The sequence below is a fragment of the Streptosporangium sp. H13245 genome, assembly GCF_055690525.1.
On the sequence record NZ_JBSZKT010000004.1, the window covers coordinates 42,116 to 56,641 of the forward strand.

The following is a 14,526-nucleotide window of genomic DNA, read 5'->3' on the forward strand; positions in this document are numbered from 1 at the left end:
GCGGCCCCGCACTAGGAATGCGCGGGACCGCCTCTGCCTTACGTACCGCTCACTCCCCTACGCGGTCACCCACCGGGCCGGAGTAGACGAGCTGGAACAGGTCCGCTGGCAGCACGATGTCTGCGACCTCGACTACCCGGTCACCTGCCGGGTACCGACGGTCGATTGTGATCATCACGCAGCCGGGCGGCTGCTCCAGCCGAGCGCACTCCTCTGTCGTCCCCAGCCGGGCCCCGACGGTCTCGATGAAGCCGTCGACGGCCACCCCGATCGCGAGCATCCGCTCGACGACGCCTCTCCCGCCGTGCGGACCCTCCTCAGGGACGACGACCGCCGTGCCGCGGGTCACCGCGAGTGGCTCCCAGCTGGTGCTCAGCATCGCGGGCGCCCCGTCGGCCTTGAAAAGGTAGTCCGTCCGCATCACGTCGGGCGCGTCGCCCTCGGCCTCGGCCAGGCCCAGGCGCTCGCGTACACCAGCCGGGGCGACGACGGTCTGGGAGTCGTAGTCCCAGCTGCCGCTGCGTCCCTGCCGTTCCATGTCGGCGGCGAACGGGCTACCTGCCTTGAGGTTGCGGTACCAGGCGCGCACCAGGCGCTGGAGTTGAGGGCGGGCGCGGACATAGGTGCCCGACCCGTCCCGCGCGACGGCCAGCCCCTCGGCGATCAGGGTGCGAGCGACACGCAGTGCCGTGCCGTCGGAGATCCCGAACTGGCGCATCAGCTCGGGGCGCGACGGGAGGCGACTGTCGGGTGGGAGTTCTCCGCTGGCGATCTTCGCCCGGAGTTGGTCCACGATCTGCATATACAGCGGGCGGTCCGAATTCACTCCCACAGGTTGACATCCTGTGTCCCCAGCTTGCAAGCTGTGGATTCAGGCATTGAACCTGAGTCCACAGGCTACGAGGTGGTCCCCCGATGCACGAGAAGTATGAGCAGTCCCTGCCCGGTACGCCCGCATCCGCCGACGGCGCTCGCGGCTGGATCCGCACCATCGCGCTCAAGCACCACCCGCAGCTGGCGGAGCGCGCCGAGCGCGCCGTCGCCGAACAGGTCGCGATAGCGATCCGCCGGACGCCGGACACCGACGCCATCCATCTCGCCGCGCTTGTGACCAACGCGGGGCTGACCGTTCAGGTCCGCGACCCCGGACACCCCCTTACCACCCAGGACGGCGCCGAGTGGTCCGAACTGTCGTCGCTCGCCTACTCCTTCCGGGCTACCCGAACCAACACCGGACACATGACTGAGGTCGAACTGCGCGCTCAGGCGGTAGTTGCATGAGCGTGTCCGGCCCCTACCGCCCCATCGGTGATACCGAGTGGCTCGAAATCCTGATCAGCACCTACCCGGCATGGGCCATCGCGTTGATCGGCGGCCGGTGGGTGGCCATCGACCGAGAGCACACGGTGATGATGGTCAACCCGAGGCTCCTGGCGACCAAGCTGGCCACGCTGGAGCAGCTCCGCGCGATGAGGGCCTGAGCGTGGCTCTCGGCGCCCCGGACGCGATCTGCCGATACTGCGGCGCCGGACTCCGGATCCTTCGCCGGATCGAGGGGCTCCGCTACCAGCGGTGGCAGCCGGAGGAAGGCGAGGACCCGGACACCTGTCCGGACGCGCCTGCCAGCCCTCGGCGGCACGCCCCTCCGCTCCGCCCATGATCCCCCGGCTGCCGGTGCCCGCCGGGGGCGGCGGCAGCCGGGCCAGACCCCTCGCAGGAGAACACGAGGTGCTCCCCCGCGAGGCCCGTGGTCCCGCCCCCGGTCGGAGGGCTGAGTCACCCCGCAGGGAGGGGTGGCGACGGGGCGGGACCACACACACCTCCGGTAGCGGCGAGCCCCCCTCTGCTGCCGGATCCGGCCCCGGCGGCCACATCCCCTGACCGCCGGGGCCGCCACCACACCACTGGAGATCTGGAGATCACGTGACTGAGCACGGTGCCGACCTCAGCGGCGTCCAGCACACCGCCAGCCTGATCCAGGAGGCCCTCGCAGGCCTCGCCGCACTCCCCGACAGCGATGCTCTGGAGCCCCCGGACGCCGCCAGCTCGCGGCCCGAGGCCGCCATCATGTTCGGCGTCTGGTGGACCACCTACCGCGGCCCGGCGGGACTGGTGGCCATCCCGACCGACGAGGCTGGCGCCGAGCAGATGGCCCGGATTCTCCGCACCTCCCAGCTCGTGATCGGGGCCGCCCCCGACGCCACCGTGGTGTACCGGGTGCCCGGCAGGGAGTGGACGACCACCCCGCCCGGGGCGGCCACCGACAGTCTCGTCGACACCCTCATCAAAGATCTCGACCTCTGACGCAGCAGAGCCCCCGCCCGGCGGCCAGGCCAGACGGGGGCTCCCTACCTTTGCTCGCACCTGCTCTGAACAGGACACGAACGATGCAGAACATATTCGATCTCATCATCAGCGGTCCGCTGATCGTGCAGATCGGCACCAGCCTCCTCCTGCTTGTCGTCATCGCGGCCGTCTGGGCAGGCACCCGTTACATCCGCCGCCGCCCCCTGGAGGACAACCTCACCATCGTCGCCGCCAGCATCGCGACGGGTGTCTCCGCCCAGGGCATGTGGCGTTTCTCCGGTGACGTGCTCGGCTTCGACGGCCCGCTGCGACTGTTGCTGTTCGCTTTCATCGAGGTCGCCGTCATCACCAGCGCCGTACGGGCCCGCCGTAACATCCGGGAGCAGCGGCCAGCCGGGGTCGACGGCGCCGCGGTGTGGGTCCTCACGAGCCTGACGGCCGTGCTCTCCAGCATGGACGCCCACAGCGTCGCCGAGGCCATCTTCCGGCTTGCCGCCCCTCTGGTGGCGGCGTGGCTGTGGGAGCGCGGGATGGCGGTCGAGCGCCACCGCCTCACCGGTCTGTCCGGGATCCACTGGCGCCTCACGCCTGAGCGCGTGCTGGTGCGGCTCGGTCTCGCGGAAGGGCGCGACCGTACAGCGAGCGACGTCGACGCCCACCGCCGCCTGACCCGGGTGGCCCGAGCGGCCAAGAAGCTGCACGTCCTGGAGGCAGTCGGCGCCAAGCCTCGCAAGGTGGCGGCCGCGTCCGCCAAGCTGGACAAGCGGGTCGACCAGGCGGTCGAACACGCCGAGCTCGCCGATGACCCGCGCCGCCAGGAGCAGATGCTGGACCGGATCACCGCCTTGTTCGGAGCGGCCGGGCTGGCGCGCGTGTCAACGACGATGGCGCCGTGGCAGCACATCGACCACCCTGCGGTGACTGGTGCCGCTCGCCTCAGCGAGGCCGCGATCCTGGCCGAGGAGACCCGCCAGTGGACCGAGGCGATCCGCGCCAAGCTGGACCACGACCCGGAGCTGTCCGCGGCGTTCACCTCCATGGCTGCGTTCGCCACTGGCCGCCACCTGGCGCCGGACGCGACCGCCACCGGGCCCAGGGTGGCGCCCGAGGTGGCGCAGCAGGTAGCGGCCCCGGTGGCGCCCGCGATCACGCTCGTCCCGCCGCTCCCACCTCGGCGGGCCGCCGGGAACCACTCGGCCGCCACCAACGACGACACCGAGACCGCCACCGACGAGCAGGTGGCGCCCGAGGTGGCGGAGGAGGTAGCGGACAACGAGCCCGCCCAGCTCGACGGCGAGCCGTCCGGCGACGACAGCGCCACCGACGACGACACCGAGACCGCCACCGCTGGCGCCACCCAGGCGATGTGGCGCCACTGGGAGCAGGCGATCAGCGAGGACCGGCTGCCGACCGGCGCCGAGCTCGCCCGCGCGGGCGGGTGCGTTGAGTCCTACGGCCGCCGCATGCGCGGCCTCTGGGAAGAGCAGTTGGACGGCCGGACCCGGCGGCGCCTGAAGAGGGCGTCGGCGTGACCGCTGGTCTGGATGAGGTCGCCGTCCGGGAAGAGGTCGAAGCATCGGCCGTTCCCGCGGCGGCGGCCGCACGCCCGGAAGAACCGCGCGAGATCGAGCTCGACGGGCACGGTGTGCCCGACTACGAGCGGGAGCTGGGCCCAATCTTCCCTGAGTGGGCCACCACCCCGCAGGGCTGGCAGGACAAGGTGCGCCTACACACCCGCAAGATGGCCTACATCGGCGCCTGGCACGCGGTGCGCTCCCCGAAGTACGCCGGGCGCCTGGCCGTGCAGTCCGCGGTCGGGACCGCGGTCGGTGCCCGCGCTGGTTTCCGGTTCTTGACGGCGGCCGAGCACAAGGAGGTCGTCGACCAGGCCCGCGCCGAGGGCCGTCGAAAGGACGCCGCCGCCGAGCGGGCCACCCGCCGCGCCGAGATCTGGACCCGCACGAAGTGGACCGCAGGCCTCGCCCTACCCGGCCTGGGCATCCTGAACGCGCTGGTCACCTCCTACCCGCTGCTGCCGTACGGGCTCGGCGTGCTGGCCGCCGCGGCGGCCGCGGTGGCCGGGCGCACGGTGCGCGAGGTCGCCGTCATCGACTCCCCCGAACTGCCGGTGCGCCTGGACCTGGCGCCCGAGCACCTGAACGAGGCGTTCCGCGCGGCCGGGCTCATCAAGGCTGGCCAGTCGCTGACCCTGACCCAGCAGCCGATCCGGGACGGCAAGGGGTGGGCGAGCGTCGTCGACCTGCCCCGCGGGTGCGGCAAGACCGCCAACGACGTCCTGTCGCGGCGCGAGGTCCTGGCCGCCGAGCTCGGCGTGGATGAGATCCAGCTCATCATGTCCCGGGTGCGCGCGCACGCCGGTGGACACGGCGGCCGGATCGCGCTGTGGGTCGCTGATGATGACCCGTACATGGGCAAGGTCACCGACTCGCCCATGGTCAAGGCGGATGCCTGGTCGGTGTGGGACCCGATCCCGTTCGGGGCGGATGCCCGGGGCAATCGCGTCGTGCTGTCGATCATGTGGCAGTCGATGTTCTTCGGTGGCCTGCCCCGGCGCGGCAAGACGTTCTCCCAGCGGCTCCTGACCGCAGCCGGGGTGCTGGATCCGTGGGTGCGGCACTACGTGGCCGACGGCAAGGGCGGCGCCGACTGGATGCCGATGCGCGGCGTCGCGCACCGCCTGGTGCTCGGCGCCGAGGACGACGCGATCGCCGCCCTCGTCGCGATGCTCAACGAGCTGATCGTCGAGATGGAGCGCCGCTTCAAGATCTTCCGGGACCTGCCCGCGTCGGTGTGTCCGGAGTCGAAGCTCACCCCGCACATCATGCACAAGTACGCCATGCCCGTGATCTTCGTGACCATCGACGAGCTGCAGGAGTACTTCACCGCGATGGACAAGGACCTCAAGGACGAGGTCATCAACAAGTTGTGCCGCATCGCGAGAAGAGGGCCCGCCGCCGGGTTCATCTGCAACTTCGCCAGCCAGCGCCCGGACGCCGACTCGGTGCCGACGAAGCTGCGCGAGATCATCACCATCCGCTACTCCACGCAGGTCGTCGACAAGACGTCCTCGGACATGGTGCTCGGCAAGGGCAAGGCCGCCCAGGGAGCGGACGCCAGCATTCTGCAGGAGGAACACAAGGGCGTCGGCGTGCTCATCACCGGCCCCGGCTCCTACGTCATCCCCAAGTGCGACTACCTCGACAACGGCGCGTTCGCCGAGGTGTGCGCCCGGGGCCGGGTACTGCGCGAGCAGGCTGGCACCCTGTCCGGCGACGCTGCTGGCAGCGTCGTCGCGGCCGCTGAGCACGCTGGCCAGGCGATCCCGGCGATCGTGTCCGACGTGTTGTACGTCATGCACAACTCGCCGCGCATGTTCACCTCCGACCTGCTGGCCGGACTCGTCAACGTCGACGAGGACTACGGCGACTGGGACGCCACCCGCCTGGCCGAGGAGCTGGAGCGCGCCGGGGTCCGGCGAACCACGAAGCAGGTGAAGATCGACGGCACGAACCTCGCGGGCTACAACCGGCGCGACGTCGAGGACGCCGTGCCCGTCGAGCTGTTCGCCTCCCCCGTCGGAGCCCGCTCGTGAGCCGCCTGAACGGGCCGACAGCAGATCTGGCCTTACCCCACTACTTCGCAGGTCAGCCCCATGACCGGCACCCTCTACCGGGCCATGACCGAGGTAGAGGGCCCCCTCTACATGCGGCCCCCGCGGTAGTGCCCTCACCCCATACGACGATCCGCCCCCGGTAGAGGGGATCCCCTCTACCTCACCCCTCAGGAAGGAACTCCCCAATGGACGACGTCACCTCCGGCGGCCTGATCTTCGCCGCGATCGTGGCAGCCCTGTATCTGCTGACCGTGCTGGACCGTCGCCGCTACCCCAAGAGCCGATGCGTCACGTGCTCCGGCTCCGGGCGCAGGGGCAGCTCGTTGTCGGCGCGGTGGCGGGACTGCTCGCACTGCGTGGGCGGTGTCCGCAACCGCCGCGCGTGACCCTCGGGCGCCCGCCGCGCTCTCTCACTTTCTGGACCGCTTCCATAAGAGCAAGATCAGCAGAGGACGGACGAATGAAGATCATCCGCAAGCAGGCCGGAAAGATCACCATCATCACTGGGCCAGTGACGATCCGCGGCATCGAGGCGACCGTGGACGGCCACCCGACCATCCAGATCGGCGTAACGCGGGGCAGCAAGCCGAAGAAGTCCAAGAAGACGAAGATGACGGAGAGCTGATCATGACCTCCCCCCAGATCGCCCAGCCGGACACGATGCCCCGCCCCGTCAGGGCCGCGACCGCATCGAGGCGCGGCACCCGCGATTACAACTGTGACGCCGCCCGGATCTGGGCCGTCGCCGACCGGACCGTCGCCGTGGTGGTGGACGGGATCGGCAACTCCCCCACCATCGCCGAGAACTCACAATTGCTGGCCGACGTCGCCGCCCGAGTCGCCGCACACCGGGGAGGGATGGCCGGATTGTTGGCCGCGAGCGACCTGCTCGTCGCCCCAGCGGTCGGGGGCGGGCGTCCCGACGCGGTCGCGGTTGTCGCAGTCGTCCTCGCGGACGTGACGATGGTCCACTGGATCGGCGACGCGCGAGCCTACGGCTACGGGACCGAACTCACGCAGTACACGAATGACCACACCGTAGGTGCGCAGCTCCGCTTCAACGGTGTTCCCGTCGAGGTGGCCGAAGACCACGACAACTGGGTCAGGACCACGGTGCGTCGCGCGGTGATGGCGGCGATTTACCAGGTGGAGATCCCGCCGGACCAGCTGGTCCTGTTGGTGTCCGACGGCGTCCCGGACGGTCTCCCGGACGGGAAGCTGGAGGCCCTGGTGCGCGAGCACGCCGACTCCCCGCAGGAACTGGCCGACGCGATCGTTGCCGCGGCCCAGGCCACCGAGGGCGGGTATCGAGACGACGCCACCGTCATCGTGATGAGCAGAGAGAACGGAAAGGATCATGTCTGACGGAACGACCGAGGCCCGACTGGCCGCCCAGTGGTGGGCGGATCTCCTCAGCAGATGCCACACCCAAGATCAAGATAGCGGGAGTGAGCTCCTCGACAAGATCGCCAAGTGGGGGCGCCCGCCGGCGCCAGCCCCGGAGAGAATCACCGCGTTCCGCGAGATGCTGGAGGCCGAGATCCTGGAGCGGGTGGTTGGTCACGACTCATGGCAGGAAGCCGTCCGAGAAGGCGACCCGCTGTGGCGGTGGTGGGATCGCGTGATCTCCGTCGACTACGAGCCCGACTGGGCGTTGCGCTTTGCCCTGGCTGCGGCAGGCTGGGAACCGGAAGACAACTTCGGCCTCCTGCCGTTCAAGACCAAGATGCGAATTGGTCCCGACTACGTCGCTGTGGTGCGGGGCGATTCCGGTGAGATTGAGGTTCTCCTGGGAGAGGCCCAGGATGCGGAGCGCCTGATCTGCGGCCATCTGGAGCGGTCGCGCTGCATCACCTGCGGATGCAAGGTCTGTGTCGACTGCCACTGCAAGTGACATGCGAAGGAATCCCGCCGCCCTTCACGGACGGCGGGGCTTCCTGGATTCCCGCAGACTTCTGCGGACGATCAGGGGCCGGGGCCAGCATGGCGTCATGGACACCGACCATGACCCCGTACCCGACCAGGTCGTGCAGCGCGCCCTGGAGCTCTTGACACCGCACCGCGCACGCTTGGAGCCACTGCTTCAGGCTGCAGAGGCTACGCCGGACCCCGACCAGTAGCCACACGAGAAGAGGCCCCCACCCGGTCCGAAGACCAGGCGGGGGCTCTCATGTCCGGGGGCGGCCGTTACCGGCCCGGCCGCCTGGAGCAGCGCCTGCAGGACGCTGCGGCCTCGCGGGTCACCTGACCGACCGTTGTTCGACGGACGGCCGCGAGACGATCACCAGGCTACAGAGCGCGCGGCGACCCCGCGTGCACCAGGCGGCGCCCGTGGTCGTCCTTCGGGTCAGCGACCGGAGTCACCTTCCGCTGCGACGAGACCCACGCCCACGCGAAGATCGCAGCGTCGATGACCTTCTCCACGGTCACCTCGTCCAGGTTCCACTCCGCGGGGAGCCAACCCAGCGCGATACCGAGACGAACGGCGCCCATCAGCAGCAGGGCGATCGCCCCGCGCACCAGCAGCGGGAAGCGGATGGTGAACTTGCTCATATGCCCCTCCTCAGGGACAGGCCCGCCGACGGCGGGACGAATGGGGGAGCGAACTACTTCCACATCGGAAAGGGTTCGCCGAGGGTCGCCGCGTCTCATCAGCATCAGCAGCTGCAGGAGCGCAGCCTCGATCACGGCTTGGCGGGCTTCGTGGGTGGCCGCCAGGACCACGTCATCGCCCAGGTGTCGCGGTCGACGGTGTCGCCAGCGGGCAGGCCGGTCGCGCGCCGGTAGCCGCGGGCCACCCCGGCCGACTGCGGGCCGTACGTGCTGTCGACGTCGACGGTCCAGCCGCGGCGGGCCATCTTGGTCTGCCACACCTTCACGTCCTCGCCGTGCATCATCTGCGCGCCCTCGGTGTACTTCAGGATCCGGCCGGGGAAGCGCGGCACGTCGCCGTCCCAGACGACGGTGATCGGCTTGGCCGGTGCGGGCGCGGGCGCCCCGGGCCGGGGTGCGCCTCGCTTGATCCACGCGTACAGCGGCCCGCCCGGGCAGCTGGTCGAGTAGCCGTCGCGGTGGCCCTTGATCTCGGTGCCCGCGCCGTGCTTGCGCAGCAGCTCGATGCCGTCGCGTATGCCGTGCAGCAGCTCGTCGGTGGGCTCGACGAACCCCGAGCTGCCGACGAGGGCGAGCAGCGCGTAGTGATCGCTGTTCTGCCCCTCGCCGTTCGCCGCACTCATGACGCGCAGGCCGCGCCCCTCCAGCAGGCGGCGGTGCGGGCACGCGGCGAGATTGTAGGCGAAGTCGGACCAGCCGTTGACCTGCTGGTGCTGATGCTGGAAGTTGCGCATCAGCTGCAGGCAGATCGCGTGATCGGTCACGATCTTCGGACTGACCTGCCCGCCGGTGTAGTGGACCTTCACCCCGAGGGCACTGGCCAGCGGCGTGTAAGCCTTGGTGGGTCGCCGGGCGCCCCATCCGGCTCGGGTGACCATCGTCGTCATGGCATCGGCTCCTTGTCCTCAGGGGTCTGTCGGTACGCCATCCACCGGGCCCGGTATCGGCGGGCGAGCAGCAGCAGAAGGATCAGCCAGGCGTCGACCACGAACAGCGGCAGGATGCTCGCGGTCGCATCCACCCAGCCGTGCGCCTGGGACACGCCGCCGCTGCGTAGCGCGAGCACCATGGCGATTCGCAGATAACTGAGCAGCACCGACGACGCCAGCCCCCAGATCGCCCAGGCCGCCCAGCGCTCCTCAGGGATCGGCCAGCTCGGCCAGCTCGGCCGGAACTGCAGCACGATCCACACCGTGGGGACGATGCCGCCGATCAGCCCGATCCACAGCAGTACGGTGGCGACGATCACCGTTCCTCCTCTCGTCGAGCAGCTGCGACTCTCCTGATCACCCAGTCGCCGAACCCGTTGGCGGCGGTCAACCGGTCGAGCCTGGAGGCGACGGCGAAAGCATGCGCCGCGATTGTGCGCGCGTCGGCCAGGTCCTGGTCGGCCTGCTCGTCGGAGCGCTGTACCTGCGCGGCGAGCTCATCGAGCTCAGGCTGGGTGGTCTTGCGGCGCCACCACGTCATGTCGGTTCCTCCGGATCGCCATGGAGATCCCGCAGGTCGATGAGCAGCATCTCGTTGGCCTTCGCGGTGGCCAGCGCGGCGGCGTTGGCGCCGGCCGCCTCCAGGCGGCGGGCCTCCCTGGTCTTCTCATGCGCGGCCTCGCTCTTGTCGAGCAGTTTGCGCAGGTAGGCGACCTCGCTCTTGAGCTGATCGATCGTCGGCTTGGGTGCCAGCCACCCCCGGATGATCAAGAACAGGATGAGGCCGACGAGTCCGTAGTCGAGCAGCGGCCCGGGGTCGGGAATCGCGAGGTCTGGCACCTACACCTCCATACGAGGAAGGGGGTGCCGTCCGCGCGCCTCCCTTGGAGCGCATCAGCCCGCACGCGCGGACGGCACGATCGAGGGGGTCAGGACCGGATGGTGCCCGCGTCGCGGAGCGACTCCAGAATCGCCAGAATCGCGGTGTGATGGTTGTCGACGGTGTCGACAATCGTCTGGATCTGGGCCTGCACGTAGGTACTCGTGGCGTTGGTCAGAGGGAACGCCGGATCGTCCACAGCCTCGCCCTGGACGAACTCCACCAGAGGGACATCGTCGGTCGTTGACTTCGCCCATAGCTGACCGTCACGAGCGTGGATCCACACGTCGTCGGGGCCAAGGTCGTCGGTGGGCGGGCTGGCCATGGCGCGCAGGACCCAGCCGCGCGAGGCCTCCGTCAGGCGCCCGCCGGTGGCGGCGGTGCGCTGCGCCTGGTCGAGGCCGCGCTGTAGATCGCGGGTGTCGCGGGCCTGGTCGCTGGGGAACCCATCGGTCGCCACGTCTCACTCCACCTCCTGGTCGTCGATGAAAATCTCGGCTTCGTCCCTGCCCTGCTCCCGCCCGACGGGAGTGACTTTCATGCCGAGCACCCGGCGCCGCTCGTCCAGCCCGGCGCCGCCGTTGGCCCTTTTGAACCACTCGTCGGTGATGACGATCCGGGCGCTGTCACCGACCAGGCTGGGGCGGATCGTCGGCTTCTCCCCGAGCAGCACGGTGATGGACATGACGTGCGGGGCGCCTCCGGCCTTCTCCGCGAGTTCCTCCGCCACCCGGTTCAGCTGCGCCACGTCAGTCACCCCGGGCCGGTCCACGGTTCGGTCCATACGCGGCCACACCCCCGTTGCGAGGTGCGGTGACTCGTAGGCGTCCGACAGGAGTGGGGTTGAGGTGGTGGAGGCGTCGGTGTCGATGGTGTCGCCCCGGGCTCGCCACCGGGTGCCCCGGGTCAGCGGGGTCATGTCGATGCTGTAGTCGAGGATCTCGCCGCCGCCCGGCGAGTCGTTCCAGACGTGCTTGCCGGGGCCGTCGGCGTCACCGAGCGGCTTGCCGTGCACCCAGTGCAGCTCCACGCCGCTCGCGCCGAGGACGGTGTTGACCATGCATTCGTAGCCGTCGACCCCGGCAGTGGTGTCGGCCACGTGCTGCCCGTACATGCCCTGGTGCGGCTCGTAGGTGCGGGTCAGGGTGGAGCCCGCCGATCCGGCGGCGAGGATGAGGCCGATGTCAGCATCAGGTTGGCCCTGCATGTGCGCGATGAGCTGGCGGGCGATCTCCACCCGGTCCTCGCCGACGAACGCGAGTTGCTCCTCCAACGTCACGTACTGGAGGTAGGCGTCCATGGTGACCCCAGACAACGTCAGGACCGGGCGGGACCTCCGCTGTTTTGTGGTCTTCGCGCCGACGATCCAGTACCGGTCCCCCCACAGCTCACCTCCGCGGTAGATGTCCACCACGGTGACCCCGGGCCCGCGCAGCAAATCTGAGGGGCGCCGGGGCACGATCTTCGCGACCAGGTCGCCCTGGGCCTCGTTCGCGATCGGGTAGGTCGCGGAGAAGTTGCCGACGTTGAGCTGCCCCCGCCGCGACAGGCGTTTTTCGAAGCTGACGCCGTGCAAGTCAAGATCACCGAGTCGGCCGCCGAACAGGCGGGAGAACCGATAGGAGTAGAGCGCGTCCCCGGCGCCGGGGCTGTCGATGGGGATCGGCGGGACGTCGGGTATCACCACCCCGGTGGGGATGCTGATGGTGATGCCGAACCCGCCGTACTGGGCGGGCGGATCCGTGACGAAGACCTTCGCGCCAGACGGCGATGAGGAGCTGATCTCCCGGGAGGCGACCGCGGCGACCATGAGCCGGTCGGCCGACTGCACCTGACGACGCAGCGGGTACCCCAACGGTGCGATCATCGTGATCGTTTCGAATGTCGCCGCGATACCGAAGCGCAGCTCCAGGTGGCTGCTCGCGGCGGGCGTGACCGACGGGGTGGGCGTCTCGCCCAGGACTCCGGTGCCGCCGAGGACCGCGACCCGGCTCGCCAGGGTCGTGCTGGCGCCGGTCGCCGCGGCGATGAGTACCAAGCCCGGGATTCCTGCTGGGTTCGGGAAGGCGTAGGAGCCGTCGGACTCGGCCACGGTGCGCTTGTAGATGCGGGCGTACAGCCCGATCTCGATGTCAACGAGTTCCTCGCCGACGGGCGTCCACCCCGCCGGGTCCGGCAGGGGGCCGTAGGACGCGAACGCGGCCTGCACCGCCCACAGCACGTCGCGGGACTCTGCCCCGGCTGGGCGGCCAACAGGGATCGTCGGGCCGGATCCGGTGCCGATGGAGGAAGAGCGGTAGGACGCGGTCATGGTCCCCCTCTCAGTCCCAGGCGTCGCGGTAGAGGACCTCGGCCTGCGATCCGCCGCTCGCGGCGGTGTACTCGACGTCTTGGAGACCGCGGTCGAGCACCCAGTCCCAGATCGAGACCGAGCCGAACGACATGTCGTTGCCGACGTCGGCTTTCTCTGCGTCGGTCACGGCGTCGAGGATCTTCGCGGTCCCCAGGTCGGTGTCGATGACCAGCTTTTCGTCCGCGTCGACGGTGACGTTCCACTCCGTCACCCGGTCGAGGCTGACGTTGTGCAGGCGTGGCGTGGTGACCGGCCCGGGGACGACGAGGATCGGATTCGTCTCCGCGTTGCCCGCGTTCCCGATCGACACGATCGTGTCGATCGGCACGGTGATCCCGGTGGCGTTGACGTTGTAGCGGCGCGGCTCGGCGAGGATCCACTGCAGGACGATCTCGGCGTGGCCCAGGCGCAGCAGCCGATCCACCGGGATGTACACCTGGTCGATGCGCCCCCAGGCGATGTAGGGCGTTCCGAGGTCGTTGATCACGATGGGCCACTGAGTGGCGTCCCGCAGATGAGGGGTGGCGTTCTCCAGGTCGAGCACGGCGGCCTCGACCTCATCACGGCGCACCCGCAGGAGACCGGTCATCCTCAAGGTGCGCTCACGGCTGAGAGGCCTGCCGGGCGCGGAGCCGCGCCGGTTGGCCCTGGGCGCGTTGCCCGAGTCGGGGCTGTCTTTGCCTCGCCACCCGGCCAGGGCCCGCATCCGGTACGGGGTGCCGCGGCCGAGGATGAAGCCGTTCCACTCGATTTGTCCGGGCAGCCCGTCGAGCTGGTCGCCGGGCAGGACGGGTACAACCGCGACCGCCCCGTCCACGCTCACCGCGACCGTCACCGTGGCCAGGTCCACGTCAGCGTTGATCTCGGCGTCGACGTCGGGGGCGTAGACCGCGGTGGTGACCGAGACGGCGCCAGCCGGTTGGAGAGCCGATCCAGCGGACACCTGCGGGGTCGGCACCGTCACGGGCACGTCGACCGTGGTGGGGGTGACCACCTCGGTGTCGTCCACGGTGACCGCTGGGGTCGACACCGTGACGGGCACGGCGACCGTCGCCGGGGTGGCGCTCGCCCCCGCAGACACCGCCGGGGTCGGGGTGGTCACCGCCACCGCGACGGTTGCCGGGGCGGCCGATGATCCGGCCGATACCGCCGGGGTCGACACCACCAGCGGCACGTCGATCACGGACAGGTCGGCCTCGGCGTCCACAGCGCCGCCGAGGATCTCCAGCGCGACCCACGCCCACTGCGGTGTGCCGGAGCCCGCCGCGTCCAGGTTGAACTGGACGCTCGTACCGGCGGTGGCGGTGTTGGCGGCCTTGACCACGGTCATCCCGGACGCGATGCCGTCATCCCACGCGGCCTCGTCGTCGGTCGAGGCGGGTGTGCCCAGCGCGGCCCAGTCGATCGCGGCGAGGATGCCGCGGCTCCCGGCTCCGGTGGAGGTGTAGCCGTTGACGGTCGCGTTGTTGGTGGCGCTGGTGCCCTCGCCGGTGGCTCCGGCGGGGCTGGCGTGCTGCCCGGTGATCACATACACCTTGAGCGCGCCCTGGGCGTTGGTCACGGTGACAGACGTGTTGGTCAGCGCGGTGGGGTTGGGGGCGGTGTAGATCCGCAGCCCGCCGTAGGTCGCGTGCTGCTTGCGCAACGTCCAGGTGCGCGCGGTGACGTTGTTGGAGATGACGGGTGAGAAGACCTCGCCCATCACCACCGCGACGATCAGGCTGCCCGCGGGTGGGCTGAAGTTCGGGCTCTGGAGGGTGCCGGAGCCGTCGACCTCCACCGCCGGTGAGGTGCCGATCGCGATGGCCAT

Annotated in this window: 18 protein-coding genes; 9 read left to right on the forward strand and 9 right to left on the reverse strand. The window is 70.0% G+C overall.

All coding sequences use genetic code 11. The features are described 5' to 3' along the window. Positions 1-49: 49 nt before the first annotated feature. Positions 50-832 carry a GntR family transcriptional regulator gene (locus ACW9TB_RS09785; protein WP_472747635.1) on the reverse strand — a complete coding sequence of 261 codons (783 nt, stop codon included), beginning with the start codon at positions 830-832 and terminating at the stop codon, positions 50-52. 83 nt (positions 833-915) lie between these two features. On the opposite strand from ACW9TB_RS09785, the gene ACW9TB_RS09790 reads away from it, so the two are divergent. The 9 genes from ACW9TB_RS09790 to ACW9TB_RS09830 all read left to right on the forward strand — a co-directional run bounded on the left by ACW9TB_RS09790 (position 916) and on the right by ACW9TB_RS09830 (position 7,835). Then, on the forward strand, positions 916-1,281 hold the full coding sequence (locus tag ACW9TB_RS09790) for a hypothetical protein (RefSeq protein WP_472747636.1): 366 nt from the start codon (positions 916-918) through the stop codon (positions 1,279-1,281). Beyond that, complete coding sequence (locus ACW9TB_RS09795; RefSeq protein ID WP_472747637.1) at positions 1,278-1,481, forward strand: hypothetical protein; 204 nt, start codon at positions 1,278-1,280, stop codon at positions 1,479-1,481. The genes ACW9TB_RS09790 and ACW9TB_RS09795 overlap by 4 nt, the downstream gene beginning before the upstream one ends. A gap of 442 nt (positions 1,482-1,923) precedes the next feature. Next, the gene (locus tag ACW9TB_RS09800; protein WP_472747638.1) at positions 1,924-2,304 is read left to right on the forward strand and encodes a hypothetical protein; all 381 of its coding nucleotides are present in this window, start codon (positions 1,924-1,926) and stop codon (positions 2,302-2,304) included. Positions 2,305-2,387: 83 nt separating this feature from the next. Then, the gene (locus tag ACW9TB_RS09805; protein ID WP_472747639.1) at positions 2,388-3,839 is read left to right on the forward strand and encodes a hypothetical protein; all 1,452 of its coding nucleotides are present in this window, start codon (positions 2,388-2,390) and stop codon (positions 3,837-3,839) included. Next, the gene (locus ACW9TB_RS09810; RefSeq protein WP_472747640.1) at positions 3,836-5,920 is read left to right on the forward strand and encodes a P-loop NTPase family protein; all 2,085 of its coding nucleotides are present in this window, start codon (positions 3,836-3,838) and stop codon (positions 5,918-5,920) included. Before ACW9TB_RS09805 ends, ACW9TB_RS09810 begins: the two co-directional genes overlap by 4 nt. A 206-nt stretch (positions 5,921-6,126) precedes the next feature. Then, on the forward strand, positions 6,127-6,327 hold the full coding sequence (locus tag ACW9TB_RS09815; protein WP_472747641.1) for a hypothetical protein: 201 nt from the start codon (positions 6,127-6,129) through the stop codon (positions 6,325-6,327). Between the two features lie 74 nt (positions 6,328-6,401). Next, the gene (locus ACW9TB_RS09820; RefSeq protein WP_472747642.1) at positions 6,402-6,566 is read left to right on the forward strand and encodes a hypothetical protein; all 165 of its coding nucleotides are present in this window, start codon (positions 6,402-6,404) and stop codon (positions 6,564-6,566) included. 2 nt (positions 6,567-6,568) lie between these two features. After that, entirely contained in the window at positions 6,569-7,306 is a 738-nt protein-coding gene (locus ACW9TB_RS09825) for a SpoIIE family protein phosphatase (protein ID WP_472747643.1), read from the forward strand. After that, entirely contained in the window at positions 7,299-7,835 is a 537-nt protein-coding gene (locus ACW9TB_RS09830; RefSeq protein ID WP_472747644.1) for a hypothetical protein, read from the forward strand. The genes ACW9TB_RS09825 and ACW9TB_RS09830 overlap by 8 nt, the downstream gene beginning before the upstream one ends. A gap of 395 nt (positions 7,836-8,230) precedes the next feature. Here the strand turns inward: ACW9TB_RS09830 and ACW9TB_RS09835 are convergent, their stop codons facing one another. The 8 genes from ACW9TB_RS09835 to ACW9TB_RS09870 form a co-directional block, all read right to left on the reverse strand. Further along, entirely contained in the window at positions 8,231-8,494 is a 264-nt protein-coding gene (locus ACW9TB_RS09835; RefSeq protein ID WP_472747645.1) for a hypothetical protein, read from the reverse strand. Between the two features lie 131 nt (positions 8,495-8,625). Then, the gene (locus tag ACW9TB_RS09840; RefSeq protein WP_472747646.1) at positions 8,626-9,441 is read right to left on the reverse strand and encodes a peptidoglycan recognition protein family protein; all 816 of its coding nucleotides are present in this window, start codon (positions 9,439-9,441) and stop codon (positions 8,626-8,628) included. After that, complete coding sequence (locus ACW9TB_RS09845) at positions 9,438-9,803, reverse strand: hypothetical protein (protein WP_472747647.1); 366 nt, start codon at positions 9,801-9,803, stop codon at positions 9,438-9,440. Before ACW9TB_RS09845 ends, ACW9TB_RS09840 begins: the two co-directional genes overlap by 4 nt. Continuing rightward, positions 9,800-10,024, reverse strand: a complete 225-nt coding sequence (locus tag ACW9TB_RS09850) for a DUF7620 family protein (protein ID WP_472747648.1) — start codon at positions 10,022-10,024, stop codon at positions 9,800-9,802. Before ACW9TB_RS09850 ends, ACW9TB_RS09845 begins: the two co-directional genes overlap by 4 nt. After that, positions 10,021-10,323, reverse strand: coding sequence for a hypothetical protein (locus ACW9TB_RS09855; RefSeq protein ID WP_472747649.1), 303 nt, complete (start codon positions 10,321-10,323; stop codon positions 10,021-10,023). Before ACW9TB_RS09855 ends, ACW9TB_RS09850 begins: the two co-directional genes overlap by 4 nt. 89 nt (positions 10,324-10,412) lie before the next feature. Then, positions 10,413-10,823: a hypothetical protein gene (locus ACW9TB_RS09860; protein ID WP_472747650.1), complete on the reverse strand. Its 411-nt coding sequence runs from the start codon at positions 10,821-10,823 to the stop codon at positions 10,413-10,415. Between the two features lie 3 nt (positions 10,824-10,826). Continuing rightward, the gene (locus tag ACW9TB_RS09865; protein WP_472747651.1) at positions 10,827-12,674 is read right to left on the reverse strand and encodes a hypothetical protein; all 1,848 of its coding nucleotides are present in this window, start codon (positions 12,672-12,674) and stop codon (positions 10,827-10,829) included. A 10-nt stretch (positions 12,675-12,684) separates the two neighbouring features. Continuing rightward, on the reverse strand, positions 12,685-14,526 hold the full coding sequence (locus ACW9TB_RS09870) for a hypothetical protein (protein ID WP_472747652.1): 1,842 nt from the start codon (positions 14,524-14,526) through the stop codon (positions 12,685-12,687).

What these genes read in the sequence shown, in the direction of transcription:
- ACW9TB_RS09790 (WP_472747636.1), top strand. Translation starts at nt 916, where the DNA reads ATGCACGAGAAGTATGAGCAGTCCCTGCCCGGTACGCCCGCATCCGCC.
- ACW9TB_RS09795 (WP_472747637.1), top strand. Translation starts at nt 1,278, where the DNA reads ATGAGCGTGTCCGGCCCCTACCGCCCCATCGGTGATACCGAGTGGCTC.
- ACW9TB_RS09805 (WP_472747639.1), top strand. Translation starts at nt 2,388, where the DNA reads ATGCAGAACATATTCGATCTCATCATCAGCGGTCCGCTGATCGTGCAG.
- ACW9TB_RS09815 (WP_472747641.1), top strand. Translation starts at nt 6,127, where the DNA reads ATGGACGACGTCACCTCCGGCGGCCTGATCTTCGCCGCGATCGTGGCA.
- ACW9TB_RS09820 (WP_472747642.1), top strand. Translation starts at nt 6,402, where the DNA reads ATGAAGATCATCCGCAAGCAGGCCGGAAAGATCACCATCATCACTGGG.
- ACW9TB_RS09825 (WP_472747643.1), top strand. Translation starts at nt 6,569, where the DNA reads ATGACCTCCCCCCAGATCGCCCAGCCGGACACGATGCCCCGCCCCGTC.
- ACW9TB_RS09830 (WP_472747644.1), top strand. Translation starts at nt 7,299, where the DNA reads ATGTCTGACGGAACGACCGAGGCCCGACTGGCCGCCCAGTGGTGGGCG.
- ACW9TB_RS09835 (WP_472747645.1), bottom strand. Translation starts at nt 8,494, where the DNA reads ATGAGCAAGTTCACCATCCGCTTCCCGCTGCTGGTGCGCGGGGCGATC.
- ACW9TB_RS09840 (WP_472747646.1), bottom strand. Translation starts at nt 9,441, where the DNA reads ATGACGACGATGGTCACCCGAGCCGGATGGGGCGCCCGGCGACCCACC.
- ACW9TB_RS09850 (WP_472747648.1), bottom strand. Translation starts at nt 10,024, where the DNA reads ATGACGTGGTGGCGCCGCAAGACCACCCAGCCTGAGCTCGATGAGCTC.
- ACW9TB_RS09865 (WP_472747651.1), bottom strand. Translation starts at nt 12,674, where the DNA reads ATGACCGCGTCCTACCGCTCTTCCTCCATCGGCACCGGATCCGGCCCG.
- ACW9TB_RS09870 (WP_472747652.1), bottom strand. Translation starts at nt 14,526, where the DNA reads ATGGCCATCGCGATCGGCACCTCACCGGCGGTGGAGGTCGACGGCTCC.